Source organism: Leifsonia sp. AG29 (assembly GCF_009765225.1).
GTDB lineage: Bacteria > Actinomycetota > Actinomycetes > Actinomycetales > Microbacteriaceae > Leifsonia.
In genome coordinates, this window is record NZ_VMSF01000001.1 from 1,480,932 (window position 1) to 1,497,436 (window position 16,505).

Below are 16,505 nucleotides of genomic sequence, written 5' to 3' on the forward strand. Positions count from 1 at the left end.
CGATGTCTGCAGAACCCTCGTCCACGCACCTCGGAGACGGCGAGCACCTCGCCGTCCTCGGGTACGAGGACTCCTTCAACCGGTCGATGACCCTGTGGGCCAACTTCGCCCTGGGCTTCACCTATCTGTCGCCGCTCGTCGGCGTGTACTCGCTGTTCGCCGTGGCGATGGCGACCGGCGGCCCGCCCTCGATCTGGTGGATCGTCATCGTCGGGGCCGGCCAGCTGCTCGTCTCCCTCGTCTTCGGTGAGGTCGTCTCGCAGTACCCGATCCACGGCGGCATCTACCCGTGGGCCCGGCGCCTCTGGGGGCGCCGCTACGCCTGGATGGCCGCCTGGGTCTACATCTGGGCGATGATCGTCACGATCACCGCGGTGGCCGGCTACGGGAGCGGCTTCCTGGCCAGCCTGTTCGGGATGCCGGTGACGAAGGAATCGACGCTCGGGTTGACCGTGCTCCTCCTGGTGGTCGCGCTCGCCCTCAACTTCACGGGAACGAAGACGCTCGCGACGGTCGCGCGGATCGGCCTCGGCGCCGAGCTCATCGGCGTCATCGCGGTGGGGCTCTACCTGCTGATCTTCGAGCGGAAGCACCCGTTCTCCGTGTTCTTCGACACGATGGGCGTCCAGGGCGACGGGTCGTACGTCGCTGCCTTCCTCGGCGCGGCGCTTGCGGGGCTCTTCCTGTTCTACGGCTTCGAGGCCTGCGGCGATGTCGCGGAGGAGGTCGCAGATCCGGCGCGCCGGATCCCCAAGGCCATGATGATGACGATCCTCGTGGGCGGGGTCTCGGCGCTGTTCGCGTTCGGCGGCTACGTGCTCGCCGCGCCGGACCTCGAGAAGATCGTCTCGGGCAAGGACGCCGACCCGATCCCGGGGATCCTCCAGTCCGCGCTCGGGACGGTCGGAGCGAAGATCTTCCTGGTCGTCGCGGTGACCGCCTTCCTCTCGTGCGTGCTGAGCCTCCAGGCCGCCGCGAGCCGCCTCCTGTTCTCGTTCGCGCGCGACGGCATGATCCCGGCGCACCGCTGGCTGGCCCGGGTGTCGCCGCGCACGAAGGTCCCGGTGAACGCCCTCATCGTCGCCTGCAGCATCCCGGTCGTCATCACGCTGATCGTCTACGTGGGACCGGACGGGCTGATCACCCAGGTGACCGCCTTCGCGGTCCTCGGGATCTACGTCGCGTTCCAGTCGGTCGTGCTGGCGTCGCTCCGGCAGCGCGTCAAGGGGTGGCGTCCGGCGGGACCGTTCAGCCTGGGAGGCGCAGGTCTCGTGATCAACATCGTGGCGCTCGCTTACGGGGTGTTCGCCATGGTGCTGCTCGCCTGGCCGACGGCGACCGGGAACCCCTTCAACGACTGGATCGTGCTGATCGGGCTCGGCATCGTCGCGGGTGCCGGACTGCTGTACCTGTTCCTCGCCCGGCCGGATCGGAGCTCCGATGCGCCCGAGGGCGATGCCATCCGCGTGGCGCAGCTGCTGCGCGAGCGGCGAGCAGGGAATGTCCCCGCGCCGACCGAGGCACCGCGCGCCTGACCGTCGCCGCCCAACCGCCCGGCGCCTGACCGCCCGGTGAGGGCCTCCTCCGCTCGTTCGGGGAGGCCCTCAGCCGTTCCCGGCTCAGGCGTCGCGGCGCGGGATGCCCAGCGGGTTGCCGTCGCGCAGCTCGGCGGGGAGGACGTCCGCCGGAGCGTCCTGGTAGGCGATCGGGGTCAGCCAGCGGCGGATCGCCGTCGCACCGACCGAGGTGTGGACGGACGCGGTCGTCGCGGGCCACGAGCCGCCGTGATGCTGCGCCCAGCCGATCGCCACGCCGGTGGGCCAGCCGTCGAACAGGAGGCGCCCCACGCGGCCGCCGAGACGCCCGGCCAGCGCGGTCACGTCCTCGGCCGAGCCGCGGTGGATCGTCCCGGTGAGCGACGGCTCGAGGGCGTCGAGCAGTGTTTCGAGCTCCGGGTCGCTGTACCGGACGAGCACCGACACGGGGCCGAAGCACTCGGCGAGGTAAACGGCGGGCTCGCGGAGGAACTCGTCCGCGTCGACGAGCACGAGCGACGGGGCGGACGCGTCGGACTCCGCGATGGGCTCGGTGACCACCTCCGCACCCGGCGAATCGGAGTATCGGCCGAGCCCGGTCCGGAAGGCGGCGGTCATGCCCTCGGTGAGCTGCCGGCTCGCGGGCGCCGAGGCCAGGGCGGCTCGCGCGGCATCCTCGATGCCGCCGCCGCGAGGGACGAAGACGAGTCCGGGCTTCGTGCAGTACTGCCCGGCGTCCCGGGTGAACGAGGCCACCAGGCCCGCGCCGATCGCCTCCGCTCGCTCGGCCGCGGCCGATGCGGTGACGACGACCGGATTGATGCTGCCCAGCTCCCCGTAGAAGGGGATCGGTTGCGGACGGCCGGCGGCGAGATCGAACAGGGCCCGTCCGCCGCGCTCCGATCCAGTGAAGCCGGCCGCCGCGACGCCCGAGTGCTGGACGAGCTCGCGCCCCGCCTCCATGCCCTCGACCAGGGTCAGCCAGCCGGGAGGCAGCGCCTGTGCCGCGAGAGCGGCCGTGCGGCGTGAGAGCTCCGGGTGCCCGGGGTGAGCCTTCACGACAACGGGGCAGCCTGCTGCGAGCGCCGACGCCGTGTCGTTTCCGAGCACCGAGAAGGCGAAGGGGAAGTTCGACGCCGTGTAGACGGCGACCGGGCCGAGCGGCCGGAGCATGCGCCGGAGGTCCGGTCGAGGGGGGATCGACCCCGGATCCGGGGACTCGACGACCGCTTCCAGGTAGGCGCCCTCGCGGACCACGGCGCCGAAGAACCGGAGTTGCGCCGCGGTCCGGGCCACCTCACCGGTCAGGCGCGTCTCCGCCAGATGGGTCTCGCGTGCCGCGAGCGCGACCAGCTCGTCGCGATCCGCTTCCAGTGAAGCAGCGAGCGCCTCCAGCCACCTGCTGCGTTCGGCGCGCGTCGCGCCGGTGCGGAACGCGGCGCGGGCAGCGGCAACGGCCTCGTCGACCGAGACGGCGGCGCCGGCGGTCTCGACGCCCGTCATGCGAACGCTCCGAGCCCCGTGAGCGCCCTCCCGAGGACGAGCGTGTGGATCTCATCCGTTCCCTCGTAGGTGCGCACGGACTCGAGGTTCGCCATGTGGCGCATCACGGGGAACGCGCTCGTGACGCCGTCGCCGCCGAGGACGGTCCGCGCCTCGCGCGCGATCGCAAGCGCCTCGCGCACGCTGTTCAGCTTCCCGACGCTGATCTGAGCGGGCGTGAGCCGGCCGGTCTCCTTCAGCCGACCGAGATGCAGCGCGAGCAGGACGCCCTTCTCGTACTCCACGAGCATGTCGGCGAGCTTCGCCTGGATCAGCTGGGTCGACCCGATCGGCCGCCCGAACACCTGGCGGCTCGTGGCACGGCCGAGGGCCGCCTCCAGGCAGCTGCGTGCCGCGCCCATCGCCCCCCAGACGATTCCGTAGCGGGCCTCGTTCAGGCACCCGAACGGCCCGGAGAGCCCGCGCGCGCCCGGCAGCAGGGCGTCGGATGGCACGCGGACCTCGTCGAGGGTCACGTCGCACTGCACCGAGGCGCGCATCGAGAGCTTGCCTTCGATGGGCCGTGCGGAGAACCCGACCGACTCGGTCGGGACCAGGAAGCCGCGGACGCCGTCCTCCGTCGCCGCCCACACGACAGCGACGTGGGCGAGGGAGGCGAGCCCGATCCAGCGCTTGGAGCCGGTGATGACCCAGTCGTCGCCGTCGCGGTGCGCCGACGTGCGCATCGCGCCGGGGTCGCTTCCGCCGTCCGGTTCGGTGAGGGCGAAGCACCCGATCCGCTCGCCGCGCGCCATGGCCGGAAGCCACTCGGCACGCTGCTCGTCGGAGCCGTACTTCGAGATCGCGCTCATGGCGAGCGAGCCCTGCACCGACACGAAGGTGCGCCAGCCGCTGTCGGCGGCCTCGAGCTCGTGGCAGACGAGCCCGTACGAGACCGCCCCGGCGCCCGCGCAACCCGGGTCCATGAGGTGCATGCCCAGGAACCCGGCGGCGCCGAGCTCGCTCACGAGCTCCGTCCGGAAGTGCTTGTCCTCGAAGTCCTGCTCGATGATCGGGAGGATGCGCTGCTCGGCGAACGAGCGCGCCCGATCGCGCCAGCCCCGTTCCTCCTCGGTGAGGAGCGGGTCGATGCTGAAGACGTCCTCCAGGGCTGCTCGCGGGTCGGGGGTCATTCGGGGTTCTCCGTTTCTGTGAGCGCGGGGGAGTCCTGCGCGGCCATCTCATCGGCCCACAGGGCCTGGTGCTCGCCGTGCCGGGGCGCGGGCGAGCGGTGCTCCGCGGGGGCGTCCCGCAGGCGGATGGGAGTCGCCGGCTGGCGGGAGGTGCGGCCCGTGGCGGCATCCGTCGCGACGACGGCCGGGTCGAGGCCGAGCGCCTCGGCGAAGGCGAAGGCCTCGGCGATCGTGTTCACGATGCCTGCCGGCACGCGCGCCCGGCCGAGGGCGGTCACCCACTCTCCGGCGCTCCGTGCAGCGAGCAGCGGCGCCAGCTCGGCGCGGAGCTCCTCCCGGGAGGCGACGCGGCGGTCGTTGGTGCGGAAGCGCTCGTCCCCGGCCAGGTCCGGGCGGCCGAGCACCTCCGCGAAGGCAGCGAACTGCCGGTCGGTGCCCACGGCGACGACGAGGTCGCGGTCGGCGGCGCTGAACGATTCGTAGGGGGCGATCGAGGGGTGGGCGTTGCCCAGGCGGGAGGGGGAGCGGCCGGTCGCCAGCGTGCTGGAGGCCTGGTTGGTGAGGGCGGAAAGCAGCGAGCTGAGGAGGTCGACGTCGACCCGCGTGCCGAGGCCCGTCCGGTCGCGTTCGCGCAGCGCGAGGAGGATCCCCGCCAGGGCGTTCTGGCCGGTGAGGACGTCCACGAGGGCCACGCCCGCCTTGGTCGGCTCGCCCTCGGGCGAACCGGTGATCGACATCAGGCCGCCGACCGCCTGGACCAGGAGGTCGTAGCCGGGCAGCTCCGCGCCTCCCGCGCGCCCGAAGCCGGTTATCGAGCAATAGATCAGCCCTGGGTTGCGCTGTCGCAGAATCTCCTCGTCCAGGCCGAATCCCTCCATGACGCCGGGCCGGAAGTTCTCGACGACGACGTCGGCTGTCTCGGCGAGCCGGCGGGCGGTGGCGAGCCCGTCCGGCTGGGAGAGGTCGCAGATCACGGAGCGCTTGCCGCGGTTCACCGATGCGAAGTACGTGGACTCGCCGAAGGCGTCGACCGGCGGTCGCCAGGAGCGCGTGTCGTCTCCGGCGGGGCTCTCGATCTTGACGACGTCCGCCCCGAAGTCGGCGAGCATCATGGTCGCGTACGGCCCCGCCAGCACGCGGGAGAAGTCGGCGACCCGGAGACCCGCGAGCACTCCCTCGGCCATGCGCACCCCCTTGCGCGTGCCGCCTCGGCGCGGACACGCTCATTCATCCTATACCGCATGATTATTCGCGGCTATCGTGGGGGCGTGACCGACCTCACGACACGCGGCGCGCCAGGGGCGCGCGCGGCCGTCTTCGCCCAGCTCGCCGACGCCGGCCGCGCGGAGCAGGTCGCCCAGCGCCTCGCCGACGCGATCGTCCTCGGCGTGCTCGCAGCGGGCGAGCGGCTCCCCAGCGAGGCCGAGCTGGCGCGGCGATTCGGTGTCGCGCTGGTGACGGCGCGGGAGGGGCTCGGCATGCTCCGCGAGGCGGGTCTCGTCGAGACGCGGCGCGGCCGTGACGGCGGCAGCTTCGTCGTGGCACCGGCCGATGCCGACGACGCCCTGCTCGTCGCGCGCCTGCGGGGGATCTCGCGGGTCGAGCTCTCCGACCTGGCCGTGTATCTGACGGCCATCGCCGCGGGGTGCGCCGATCAGGCGGCGCTCCGGGCGACGGCGATCGACGACGAGAGACTGGCCGGATGGGTCGCCGCAGCGGACTTCTCCACGGCGGCCGCGGCCCGCCGCAATGCCGGCGGCTTCCTCCTGGAGCTCGCCGTCCTCAGCCAATCCACCAGGTTGGTGCGCGAGCAGATCAGGCTGCAGGCGGAGCACGGCCCGTTGCTCTGGGTGGGGATGCGCGATCCCGCGCTCCGCGAGCGCACGGCCGAGTGGATCGCCGCGGTGGCGCGTGCCGTCGCGCAGCGGGATGCCGCCGCCGCCCGGTCGGAGATCGGCGAGCTGCTGACGGCGATCGCCCAATGGCTGCTGGCGGCCAAGACACGGATCGAGACGGGAGGCGGTATGGATGCCTGAGACGATCGCGCTCGACACCGTCCGCGTGGCGGCCGAACACGTCGGCACGCTGTTCGCCGAGGTGCACGAAACCCTCACCGGGTGGCGTCGGCGGGTGCTGCTCGGGCTCGCGGAGGATCCCTCCTCGGCCGCTCTCGACGACCTGGTCAGCGCGCTCGTCCTCCCGCCTCTCGCGGAACCGGAGGCGCTGCTCGTCGGCGCCGGGTTCGTCGCCGCGCCCGAACTCCTGGGCGGCCGCGACCTGCACTTCGCCTGGTGGCTGGGGCCCCTCGACGCCAACCCGGTCTTCGGTGCGACGAGCGAGCCGACCCGGCTGGACCTCGCCACGCGGTACTACACGGACTATCTGCGCGACTTCCGCTCCCTCGAGTGGTACAGCATCCCCGCCTCGACGCACCGGGCGCACATCACCGGCCCGTACGTGGACCATCTGTGCGCGTGCGACTACATCGTGACGGTTACCATCCCGGTCGAACGGGACGGAGCGATGATCGGCGTCGTCGGCGCGGATCTGTACGTCAAGCGGCTGGAGCGGGAGCTCCTCCCGTCGATGCTCGAGTCCGGTGAGCCGCTCGCCCTGGTGAACGAGCACGGGAGGGTCGTCGTGTCGACCGATCCCACGGTGGCGGGCGGCAGCGTCCTCGTCGTCGAGGGCGCCGCGGCGCTCGAGTGCCCGGGAACGCCGTTCCGGCTGGTGCGGACCACGACCGGGAGGCGGGAGCGATGACCCCCGGTTACGCCCGCTACGCGCCGACCGCGGGGCCCTCCCGATGGCTCGTGATCGCCGGCCGGACGTTCCTCGCCGCGGTCGAGAGCACGGTCTCCGACGCGATCGTCGACACGCTGTTCTGGCTCGCCGGGTCGGAACTCGCCATGATCGAGTCGGTCGTCGGGGCGTTCCCTCTCGCGGGCCCGGAGAGCGTGCGCTCGTTCGCCGTGGCGGAGCTCGGACCGATCGGCCCGGAGGGCGAGACCGTCGTCACAGCCGTGGTCCGCGGGTCGGCAGCGATCGACGTGTTCTCGGTCGGAGGCGCGCGCCGGTTCGGGTCGGGCGGCGTCCAGCCCTGGGTGCTGGCGGAGTTCCGCGGTGTGACGGGGCTTGTCCTCGGCGGCGAGGATGCGCCGACGGGGCCCGTGGCACGACGCGCAACGGGCTCGCTCCCGATCGGCATCGCCGTGGTCGACGGGGAGCTGCTCACCTGGAGCGCGTCTCCGCTCGAACGAGCAGCCGCCGCTGAAGCGCGGCCCGAGGCCCCCGAGGCGCCGTCGGATCCGGCCGCGGTCGACGAGACGATCATCCGCGGCCGTCAACCCGGCTCCAGCCTGTTCCTGCACCCCGAGGCGCCCGTCATCCCGGGCGGACATCCGGTCAGCCACGAGGTGCCGGGTGCGATCGACATCGAGGAGCCTCCGGCCGCCGGGCCCGTCGTCCGCACGCCCGGGATCTCGGATCGTCCGGGTCCCGTCCCGCTCGTCGGCGCGCCCGCGATCGCGGACCCGTTGCCGGAGACAGAGCCCGTCATCCGCCCGAAAGCGCCCGCGAGCTTCGCGGTCCGCCTCCCCTCCGGCGAGAGCATTCCGCTCGACGAGCCCGTGGTGCTCGGGAGACGACCGGTGGCACCGCGGGTCGGATCGGGACCGGTGCCGCGCCTCGTCGCGGTCGCGTCGGCGACGCAGGAGGTCTCCTCCACCCACGCGCGGATCGAGCAATCGGGCGATGCCGTGGTGGTCACCGACCTGCGCTCCACCAACGGGACGCGGGTCACCGGACCCGGCGGCTCGGTCCGTCTGCGGCCAGGGGAGTCCCGCGTCGTGCTCATCGGCGCGAGGGTGGACATCGGCGACGGTAATATCATCGAGATCACCGCCCGCCGAGACGAAGGACGCGAGTGACCCAGATCGGTCGCAGCAGCAGACGCCACACCGTGGCCGTCCCGGGCACCCCCGACGCCCGCATCAGCCTGTCGTGGGCGGCGCTCAGCGACACGGGCTACCGCCGCAGCGTCAACGAGGACAGCCTCCTGGCCCGGTCGCCCATCTTCGCGGTGGCGGACGGGATGGGCGGCCACACGGCCGGCGACTTCGCCAGCACTGCGGTCGTCACCCGGCTCGCCGAGCAGGTCGCCTCCGACTTCGTCGGGGAGGAGGCGCTCACCTCGGCGCTCCGGGCGGCGGTCGACGACATGGGCCGCGGCGTCGGGCACACGGACCTCGGCACCGGCACGACGGTCACCGGCATCGCCCTCACCCTCGTCCAGGGATCGCCCTACTGGCTCGTGTTCAACATCGGCGACTCGCGCGTCTACAATTTCCGCGACGGCGTGCTCGAGCAGCTCACGGTCGACCACTCGATCGTGCAGGAGCTGCTCGACGCCGGGGCGATCACGCCGGCCGAGGCGGAGGTCCACCCGCACAGCAACGTCATCACCCGGGCGGTCGGGTTCAACGAGGACCCGGTCCCGGACTTCTTCCTGTTCCCGATCGTCGCGGGCTCGCGCCTCCTGGTCTGCTCCGACGGTCTCACGAAGGAACTCACCGAGCACGGGATCCGCTACTTCCTCTCCGAGGGCAGCACACCGCTCGACGCGGCTCAGCAGCTGATGGACGCCGCGCTCGGCAACGGAGGCCGTGACAACGTGACGGTCGTCGTCGTCGACGTGCTCGCGACGCCCGAGAGCGGCGCTCACCGCGACGGCGTTTCGCGCCGCGCGGCGCGCCGTCACTGACCTCGGTCGCTCCTAGGAGGTCTCCCGCCGTCGGACTTGTCCCCCGACTTGGGGGTGCCCGCGTTGTCCCCCGAACGGGTCGCGCACCACCGGTCGGGGAGAGGCGCTGCCTACAATTATCAGACGCTTTGCACCCGCGAAGGCAGCCTCATCGACGAACGGGAGGGAGCACCTTGGCCCGGCGCTTGCCGTCCCAGCCGCCGAACCTCCCCGGTTTCTCCTACGTCCGGGTGCTCGGGTCCGGTGGCTTCGCCGACGTCTTCCTCTACGAGCAGAACATGCCGCGGCGGCAGGTCGCGGTCAAGGTCATGCTCGCGGAGGTCGTGACCAGCCAGGTCAAGCAGATGTTCCAGGCCGAGGCGAACCTCATGGCGCAGCTGAGCACGCACCCGTCGATCCTCACCGTGTACCAGGCGAGCGTGTCGGCCGACGGCCGTCCGTATCTCGTGATGGAGCTGTGCTCGGCGGCGATCGGTCAGCGCTACCGGAGCGACCCGCTCCCGGTACCGGAGGTGCTGAGCATCGGGATCCGCATCGCGAGCGCGGTCGAGACCGCCCACCGCGCGGGCGTCCTCCACCGCGACATCAAGCCGTCCAACATCCTGACCACGGCGTACGGGCATCCGGTGCTGAGCGACTTCGGCATCGCCGCGACGCTCAGCGAGGCCGATGTGACCGAGGCCATCGGCCTCTCGATCCCGTGGTCGGCCCCCGAGGTCGTCCTCGACGAGACGAGCGGCACCATCGCGAGCGAGGTGTGGTCGCTCGGGGCGACCGTCTACTCCCTGCTCGCCGGACGATCCCCGTTCGAGGTGCCCGGCAAGGAGAACACCTCGGCCGAGCTCATCCAGCGGATCACCAAGGGGCGCCCGCTCCCGATCGGGCGGCCGGACGTCCCTCCCCGCCTCGAGCAGGTGCTCCTGCGCGCTCTGTCGCGGAGACCGTCGCAGCGGCAGCGGAGCGCTCTCGAGCTGATCCGCGAACTGCAGGCCGTGGAGGCCGAGCTCGGCCTCCCGCAGACGCCGATCGAGGTGGCGATGGACGACTGGGCGCTCGCCACCGCGGACGACCCGGAGGACCGCACCCGCATCCGGGGTGTGACCGTCGTCGATCCCTCCGCGGCGCGTCGTCGCCGCCGGCGCTCGCCGGCGGCCGCGGCGGCCGCGACGCACGCGCCCACCCGGACGATCGTGCGCGAGAGCGCCGGCAGCGCCGGACTGCCGGCGCAGACCGGGCCACCCGCGCGCGCCTCGCGCGCCCTCGTCGGCGCGCTGATCGCGTGCGCCGTGCTCGTGGTCGTGCTCGCGGTCACGGCGGGCGTCGTCCTCGTCCGAGCCGGCTCGGCCGGCGACATCCCGACCGTGCGCGACCTGAGCGGGCGGCTCAGCGGCACGACGATCGTCTTCACGTGGAGCGACCCGGGCCTCCAGACCGACGACACCTACCAGGTCACGGTCGATGACCAGCCGCCGAGCAGCCAGCACGCGAGCGAGTTCCGCGTCGACGCGAGACCGGGTGAGACCGTCTGCGTCACGGTGACCGTCAACCGCGACGGCCGCGCGGGTTCGCCGAGCGGCCAGAAGTGCGTCCAGAGGACGGGACCGTGATCCGGGCCTGGCTGGCCGCGCACAAGTCGGTCGCTGCGACCGTGGTGAGCGGCACGGCCGCGGCGGCGCTCGTCACGACCCTCGCTGTGGTGTCCGGAGGCTACAGCGCGCAGCACCTGCAGCTCAACGATGCGTCGGTGTGGGTCTCGAGCGACGCGAAGAAGTCCGTGGGTCGGGCCAACACCGAGATCGACCGGCTCAACTCGGTCGTGCCGGGGACGGGCGAGTCCCTCGATGTCGTTCAGGACGGCTCCACCGTGCTCCTGGTCGACCGGGAGGCGAGCACCGTCGCGGTCGTCGACCCCGCCACCGCCGAGAGCGGCAAGTCGGTGGCCCTCCCGCCCCGTTCGCCCCAGCTCGCCCTGGCCGGCGACCACGTGGCCCTGCTCTCGCAGACGACCGGGCAGCTGTGGCTGACGACGGTGCAGCAGCTCGAGCAGTTCAACGCCGGTGCCGGAGCGACCATCGATCTCGGGGGGCGCGCGGTGGCGGCGATGGACCCCTCCGGCGTCCTCTTCGCCTATCAGCCGGGGACGCGCTCCGTGGTACGGATCGAGCTCTCCGGCGATCAGCCGGCCACGACGACGGAGAAGGTCGCGACCCGCGGCGACGGCGCCCGGGCTTCGCTCACCGCCGTCGGCGGCCACTGGGCTCTTCTCGACCCGGACCAGCGGACCGTCTGGATCGACGGCCGGGCGGTGAGCCTGAGCGGTCTGCTCGGCACGACCGGTGCGCCGGTGCTCCAGCAGCCGGCCGCCGCGGGAGATGCGGTCTGGATCGGTGCCGGCGACGGCGTCATCCGGGTCCCTCTCGACGGGGGGAAGCCCGAGCGGTTCTCCGGAGGCGGCTCCGGCTCGCCGGTCGCTCCGGTGACCGTCGCCGGGTGCACCTACGCGGCGTGGACCACGGGGGAGGTCTGGCGGCGGTGCTCGACGACCGGGCCGGGGAGCGCCTCCCGACTCGACCAGGTGCCGGGCGGTGCGGCGCTCGCTTTCCGGGTGAACCGGGACCGGGCCGTCCTCAACGACGGCAAGTCCGGCGTCTCGTGGGCCGTGCAGAGCGGCAACGCGCGGATCGACAACTGGGACGAGCTCGTCTCCAAGAAGACGACGAAGGAGCTCGTCGACCAGTCGAAGCAGGACACCGCACCGCAGTACGAGAAGCAGGAGCAGCCTCCCGTCGCCGTCGACGATGCATTCGGTGCGCGCCCGGGGCGCGTGACCCCGCTCCCGGTGCTCCTCAACGACTACGACCCGAACGGCGACGTCCTGACGATCGACTCGTTCACCGCCATCCCGCAGGAGCAGGGCTCGCTCGAGCTGATCAATGCCGATCAGCAGCTGCAGATCAGTCTCCCGGACACGGCAACGGGTGTGATCCGGTTCGACTACACGATCTCCGACGGGCGTGGCGGCACGGCCACCGCGCACGTGGTCGTCACGGTCCGGACACCGGATCAGAACTCCCCGCCGGTCTGCGTCCGGAACGCGAAGGCCGTGGTCCAGGTCGGCGGGCGGGTGACGACGGCGGTCCTCGGCGATTGCTACGACCCCGACGGCGACTCGTTCTACCTGGCCGGCGCCGCGGTCCCGGGCCCCGACACCGCGACCTTCACGCCCCAGGGCCAGGTCGCCTACTCCGACCACAGCGCCGGCAGCTCCGTCAAGGACGTCACGCTGACCCTGTCCGACGGCCGGGCGCAGTCCGCGGGCCTTCTCGCCGTCACGGTGCAGCCTCCCGGACAGGTGCCGATCATCGCCGATCCGTTCGCCGTGCTCGCGTATCAGGGACAGGAGATCACGATCGGCCCGCTGGACCACGTCCGCGGGGGCAACGGCACGGTCCGGCTCAGCTCGGTCCCGACCAAGGCCGACGCGACGCTGACGCCCGACTACCAGGGAGGGACCTTCCGCTTCGAGTCGGATCAGGCGGGCACCCACAACATCGAGTACTCGGTCACCGACGGCACGATCACGGCGACCGGGCTCGTCCGGGTCGAGGTGAAGGCCCCGCCCGGCGCGAAGACCGCGCCGATCGCGGTGCCGCACACAGCGTTCATCCGCGAGCAGTCGACGCAGGACGTCGACGTGCTCTCCACCGACATCGACCCGTCGGGCGGCGTGCTGCTCGTCACGGGTGCCACGGAGCCCGACGCCGCCAGCGGCATCAAGGTCCAGATCCTGCAGCAGCGGACGCTGCGCGTGACGCTCACGAGGCCGCTGGAGGGGCCGGTCGACTTCCACTACCGGCTGAGCAACGGCCTGGCGGACACCGTCGGGACCGTCACGGTCGTCCAGCTTCCGGCTCTGACCGTCCATCAGCCGCCGATCGCGGCGCCCGACAGCGTCGCGGTGCGCGTCGACGACGTCGTCGACATCCCCGTCCTCGCCAACGACGTGCAGCCCGACGGCGACAAGCTCACCCTCGACCCGGCACTGGCCGCGCCGCTGCCGGCGGGCGCGGGCCTCCTCTTCGCCAGCGGCGACCACCTCCGCTACCTCGCGCCCTCCAAGCCCGGCAACTACACCGCCGCCTACCGCGTCTACGGCGAGGACGGCCAGTGGGCGACGGCCGAGGTCACCATCGCGGTCCGCGAGCGCGACCCGGCCACGAACAACCCGCCCGTCCCGAAGACGGTCACGGCGCGGGTCCTCGCCGGGGACACCGTTCGGGTGACGATCCCGCTGTCCGGCATCGACCCCGACGGCGACTCGGTCCAGTTCATCGGGCAGGAGACGAGCCCGCAGAAGGGGGCCGTCATCGCCTCCGGACCGGACTGGATGGACTTCCAGGCGGGCGACTATGCCGCGGGCACCGACACCTTCACGTACGCCGTCGTCGACGCGCTGGGGGCCCGCGCCACCGGCACCGTCCGCGTCGGCATCGCCCCCCGCGCCGAGGGCGCTCGCAACCCGGTCGCGGTGGAGGACGACGTCACGACCCGGCCCGGTCGCACTCTGAGCGTGCAGGTCCTCGCGAACGACAGCGATCCGGACGGGAGCCCCCTGAGCGTGAGCTCGGTCACCTCGCTCGACGGCCGCGCGAAGGCCAAGGTGCGCGGGCAGCTCGTCGTCGTCACGGCGCCCAAGCAGGAGGGAGCGTACGGCTTCCTGTACACCATCCAGAACGAGCGGGGCGGGACGAGCCAGGCGTTCCTTCGGCTGACGGTGGACAAAAACGCGCCGCCGGCACGGCCGATCGTCTCCGACACCACGCTCGGCCTGTCGGACATCCTCGGCAAGGAGCACGTGGACGTCAACGTCCTGGCCAACGTGTTCTTCGCAGACGGGTCGTCGGGGTCGCTGAAGCTCTCGGTCGTCCCGGGATACGGGGCCGATGCGTCGGTGACGTCGTCGAACCGCATCCGGGTGACCATCGGCGCGAAGAGCCAGATCATCCCGTTCAAGGTGGCGAACCCCGAGGACCCGTCGGTGGCCGCCTACGGCTTCGTCCACGTCCCCGGATTCGACGACGCGCTCCCGCAGCTGAAACGCGGCGCTCCGCCCCTCTCGGTCGTGAGCGAGAAGTCGCTGACGATCCACCTGAACGACTACATCGTGGCGGTGGGCGGCCGCCAGGTCCGGCTGACCGACGCCGCGACGGTGCGCGCCACGCACGCGAACGGCGACGACCTGGTCGTCGACCAGGACACGCTGCGGTTCACCTCGTCCTCGCGCTACTTCGGACCGGCGTCCATCTCCTTCCAGGTGACGGACGGTTCGAGCGCGACCGATCCGAAGGGCAACGTCGCCACCATCGTGCTGCCCATCCAGGTGACGCCCCGCCAGAACCAGCCGCCCGTCTTCACCGGCGCGCTCATCGAGTTCGAGCCGGGCCAGACGAAGACCGTCGACCTCACCAAGCTGACGAGCTATCCGTACGCGAAGGACCAGGGGGAGCTCAGCTACTCCCTCCAGAGCCCGAGGCCGGAGGGGGTGACCACGTCGCTCGACGGGCAGACGCTCACCATCACCGTCCCGACCGGGACGGCCAAGGGCTCGACGCCCTCGATCCCGATCGGCGTGAAGGACGCCGTCAACGCGGGCCAGGCGGGGCGGATCGACATCTCCGTCGTCCCGTCGACCCGGCCGCTGGCGAGTCCGCAGCCCGATCGCGTCGTCGCTCCCCGCGGGCAGACCACCAGTGTCGACGTGCTCGCCAACGATGCCGCGACGAACCCGTTCCCCGGCAAGCCGCTGCATGTCGTGGCCGTGCGCGGCCTCGGAGGCGACCTGCCCGCCGGCGTCGCCATCACCCCGAGCGGCGACCGATCGGTCCTCGACATCTCGGTCGACCAGTCGGCACAGCCGGCCGATACGACCCTGCAGTACGAGGTCGCCGATGCGACCGGCGACCCCGACCGGTACACGTGGGGCACCGTGACGGTCTCGGTGCAGGATCGCCCCGCGCCCGTGTCGAACGTCCAGATCACGGCCATCGACGACCGCAAGCTCACGCTCAGCTGGGTTCCGGGCGCATTCAACAACTCCGCCATCACCGGATTCGAGGTGACCGAGAGCTCTCCGACGACCGGTGCCGTGATCTCGACGACCCCGTGCTCCGCGACGGTCTGCGCGGTCGGGACCCCGGGCAACGGCCCGGGGAACGCGGTCGTCCTGAGCGTGCGCGCGCGGAACGCCCTCGGGCTGTCCGATCCCACCCCGTACGCGGAGCCCGCGTGGTCGGACGTCGTACCGAGCGCACCGGCGTCCGTCGGTGCCACGCCGCTCGACCACGGCCTCCGGGTCACGTGGACGAAGCCGGCCGACGCATCCGGCGCGAGCCCGATCACGTCGTACCTCGTGACCGTCGGCGGCGTGCAGAGCGCGCTGCAGGTCTCGCCGGGCGATCCGGTCGGGACGACCTATGCGCTCCCGGTGAGCGACCCCGGATTCGCCAATGGCGCCTCCCTCGGCTTCACGGTCGCCTCGCGCAACGGCTACTACCAGTCGCGAGCCGCTTGGAACCAGACGCAGGGGAGCGGCGTCCCCGCCGGTGCGCCGACCCTGACCGGCACGGCCCCGGTAGCGACGCCGAGCACGACGGACGGGACGAGCGCCACCCTCAGCTGGTCTAACGTCTTCGGCGACAACGGCAAACAGGTCACCGATTACTTCGCCGCGGTGTACCAGGGAGGCGCGGTGCCGGGCTGCAGCGTGACCGGCGTGGCCGACGGCGCACCCGTGCTGCACTACGATCCGCTGTCCGACAGCTTCGTCCGGACCTCGAGCGGCAGCGTGAGCTTCTCCGGCCTCAGCCCCAACACGACCTACAACTTCCTCGTCTACGCGTACAACGGCCAGGGCTGCACGCCGAGCGCGGTCGTGACCGCGACACCGCGCAAGGCCCCGGGTGCCGTCACGTCGGTGAGCGTCACGTCGCCCCTCACGAAGAGCGGCGCCACGACGTGGGACTTCACCGTCGGCGTGGACTACCGGCCGGGGAGCGGCAGCGGTCCGACGGTCTCCTACCAGTTGAAGGACGGCTCGACCGTGCTCGACAGCGGACAGCTCGCCGGCACGAGCGGGACGCTGACCGGCTCCGGCTCCGACCACTACGGGCGACCGCTGACGCTCGTGATCACGAGGATCTGCGAGGGCTATCCCGACGGCTCCCAGCTGTGCACCGACTCCGGCTTCACGCAGGACCTCGGGGTCGCCGTGAACGCGGCGATCGGCGGCGCCCGCTACGACCCGGCGACCCACGTCTTCACGTGGACCAGCTGGCCGACCGGCTCGTACACCGCGGTGACGTACAGCTGCGACGGGACGACGCAGCTGCCCATGCCTCCCCTCGGGCAGACGGCCGCCTGCACCGCCGGGGCGGACGACCCGAACCCCGTCCTCACGGTCACCGTCCGCGTCGGGGGCGACACGTACTCGGTGCCGTACCCGGGATCGACGCTGCCGTGAGAGCCGGACGGCAT

10 protein-coding genes are annotated in these 16,505 nt (G+C 72.2%); 7 read left to right on the forward strand and 3 right to left on the reverse strand.

Annotation, left to right across the window (positions count from 1 at the left end; translation table 11 throughout):
- Window positions 1–2: 2 nt before the first annotated feature.
- The gene (locus FPT20_RS07225) at window positions 3–1,535 is read left to right on the forward strand and encodes an APC family permease (protein WP_158863953.1); all 1,533 of its coding nucleotides are present in this window, start codon (window positions 3–5) and stop codon (window positions 1,533–1,535) included.
- 84 nt (window positions 1,536–1,619) lie between these two features.
- Here FPT20_RS07225 and FPT20_RS07230 read toward each other — a convergent pair whose 3' ends face one another.
- The 3 genes from FPT20_RS07230 to FPT20_RS07240 are packed head-to-tail and all read right to left on the reverse strand — an operon-like array spanning window position 1,620 to window position 5,394.
- The gene (locus FPT20_RS07230) at window positions 1,620–3,038 is read right to left on the reverse strand and encodes an aldehyde dehydrogenase family protein (RefSeq protein WP_158863955.1); all 1,419 of its coding nucleotides are present in this window, start codon (window positions 3,036–3,038) and stop codon (window positions 1,620–1,622) included.
- On the reverse strand, window positions 3,035–4,210 hold the full coding sequence (locus FPT20_RS07235) for an acyl-CoA dehydrogenase family protein (protein ID WP_158863957.1): 1,176 nt from the start codon (window positions 4,208–4,210) through the stop codon (window positions 3,035–3,037). The genes FPT20_RS07230 and FPT20_RS07235 overlap by 4 nt, the downstream gene beginning before the upstream one ends.
- The gene (locus FPT20_RS07240; protein ID WP_199245701.1) at window positions 4,207–5,394 is read right to left on the reverse strand and encodes a CaiB/BaiF CoA transferase family protein; all 1,188 of its coding nucleotides are present in this window, start codon (window positions 5,392–5,394) and stop codon (window positions 4,207–4,209) included. The genes FPT20_RS07235 and FPT20_RS07240 overlap by 4 nt, the downstream gene beginning before the upstream one ends.
- Window positions 5,395–5,478: 84 nt before the next feature.
- Between FPT20_RS07240 and FPT20_RS07245 the strand changes: the two genes are divergently transcribed.
- From FPT20_RS07245 to FPT20_RS07270, 6 genes are all read left to right on the forward strand, one after another.
- Window positions 5,479–6,246: a FadR/GntR family transcriptional regulator gene (locus FPT20_RS07245; RefSeq protein ID WP_233265425.1), complete on the forward strand. Its 768-nt coding sequence runs from the start codon at window positions 5,479–5,481 to the stop codon at window positions 6,244–6,246.
- Entirely contained in the window at window positions 6,239–6,973 is a 735-nt protein-coding gene (locus FPT20_RS07250) for a cache domain-containing protein (protein WP_158863961.1), read from the forward strand. The genes FPT20_RS07245 and FPT20_RS07250 overlap by 8 nt, the downstream gene beginning before the upstream one ends.
- Window positions 6,970–8,139: an FHA domain-containing protein gene (locus FPT20_RS07255; protein WP_158863963.1), complete on the forward strand. Its 1,170-nt coding sequence runs from the start codon at window positions 6,970–6,972 to the stop codon at window positions 8,137–8,139. The genes FPT20_RS07250 and FPT20_RS07255 overlap by 4 nt, the downstream gene beginning before the upstream one ends.
- A complete protein-coding gene (locus FPT20_RS07260) occupies window positions 8,136–8,972 on the forward strand; it encodes a PP2C family protein-serine/threonine phosphatase (RefSeq protein ID WP_158863965.1) in 837 nt (278 codons plus the stop codon). Before FPT20_RS07255 ends, FPT20_RS07260 begins: the two co-directional genes overlap by 4 nt.
- A gap of 173 nt (window positions 8,973–9,145) precedes the next feature.
- A complete protein-coding gene (locus FPT20_RS07265) occupies window positions 9,146–10,579 on the forward strand; it encodes a serine/threonine-protein kinase (RefSeq protein ID WP_158863967.1) in 1,434 nt (477 codons plus the stop codon).
- Complete coding sequence (locus FPT20_RS07270) at window positions 10,576–16,491, forward strand: Ig-like domain-containing protein (RefSeq protein ID WP_233265426.1); 5,916 nt, start codon at window positions 10,576–10,578, stop codon at window positions 16,489–16,491. Before FPT20_RS07265 ends, FPT20_RS07270 begins: the two co-directional genes overlap by 4 nt.
- The last annotated feature ends 14 nt before the right edge of the window (window positions 16,492–16,505 follow it).

Excerpts from the sequence above, each read along its gene's own strand:
- FPT20_RS07225 (WP_158863953.1), top strand. The coding sequence starts at position 3 with ATGTCTGCAGAACCCTCGTCCACGCACCTCGGAGACGGCGAGCACCTC.
- FPT20_RS07230 (WP_158863955.1), bottom strand. The coding sequence starts at position 3,038 with ATGACGGGCGTCGAGACCGCCGGCGCCGCCGTCTCGGTCGACGAGGCC.
- FPT20_RS07235 (WP_158863957.1), bottom strand. The coding sequence starts at position 4,210 with ATGACCCCCGACCCGCGAGCAGCCCTGGAGGACGTCTTCAGCATCGAC.
- FPT20_RS07240 (WP_199245701.1), bottom strand. The coding sequence starts at position 5,394 with ATGGCCGAGGGAGTGCTCGCGGGTCTCCGGGTCGCCGACTTCTCCCGC.
- FPT20_RS07250 (WP_158863961.1), top strand. The coding sequence starts at position 6,239 with ATGCCTGAGACGATCGCGCTCGACACCGTCCGCGTGGCGGCCGAACAC.
- FPT20_RS07255 (WP_158863963.1), top strand. The coding sequence starts at position 6,970 with ATGACCCCCGGTTACGCCCGCTACGCGCCGACCGCGGGGCCCTCCCGA.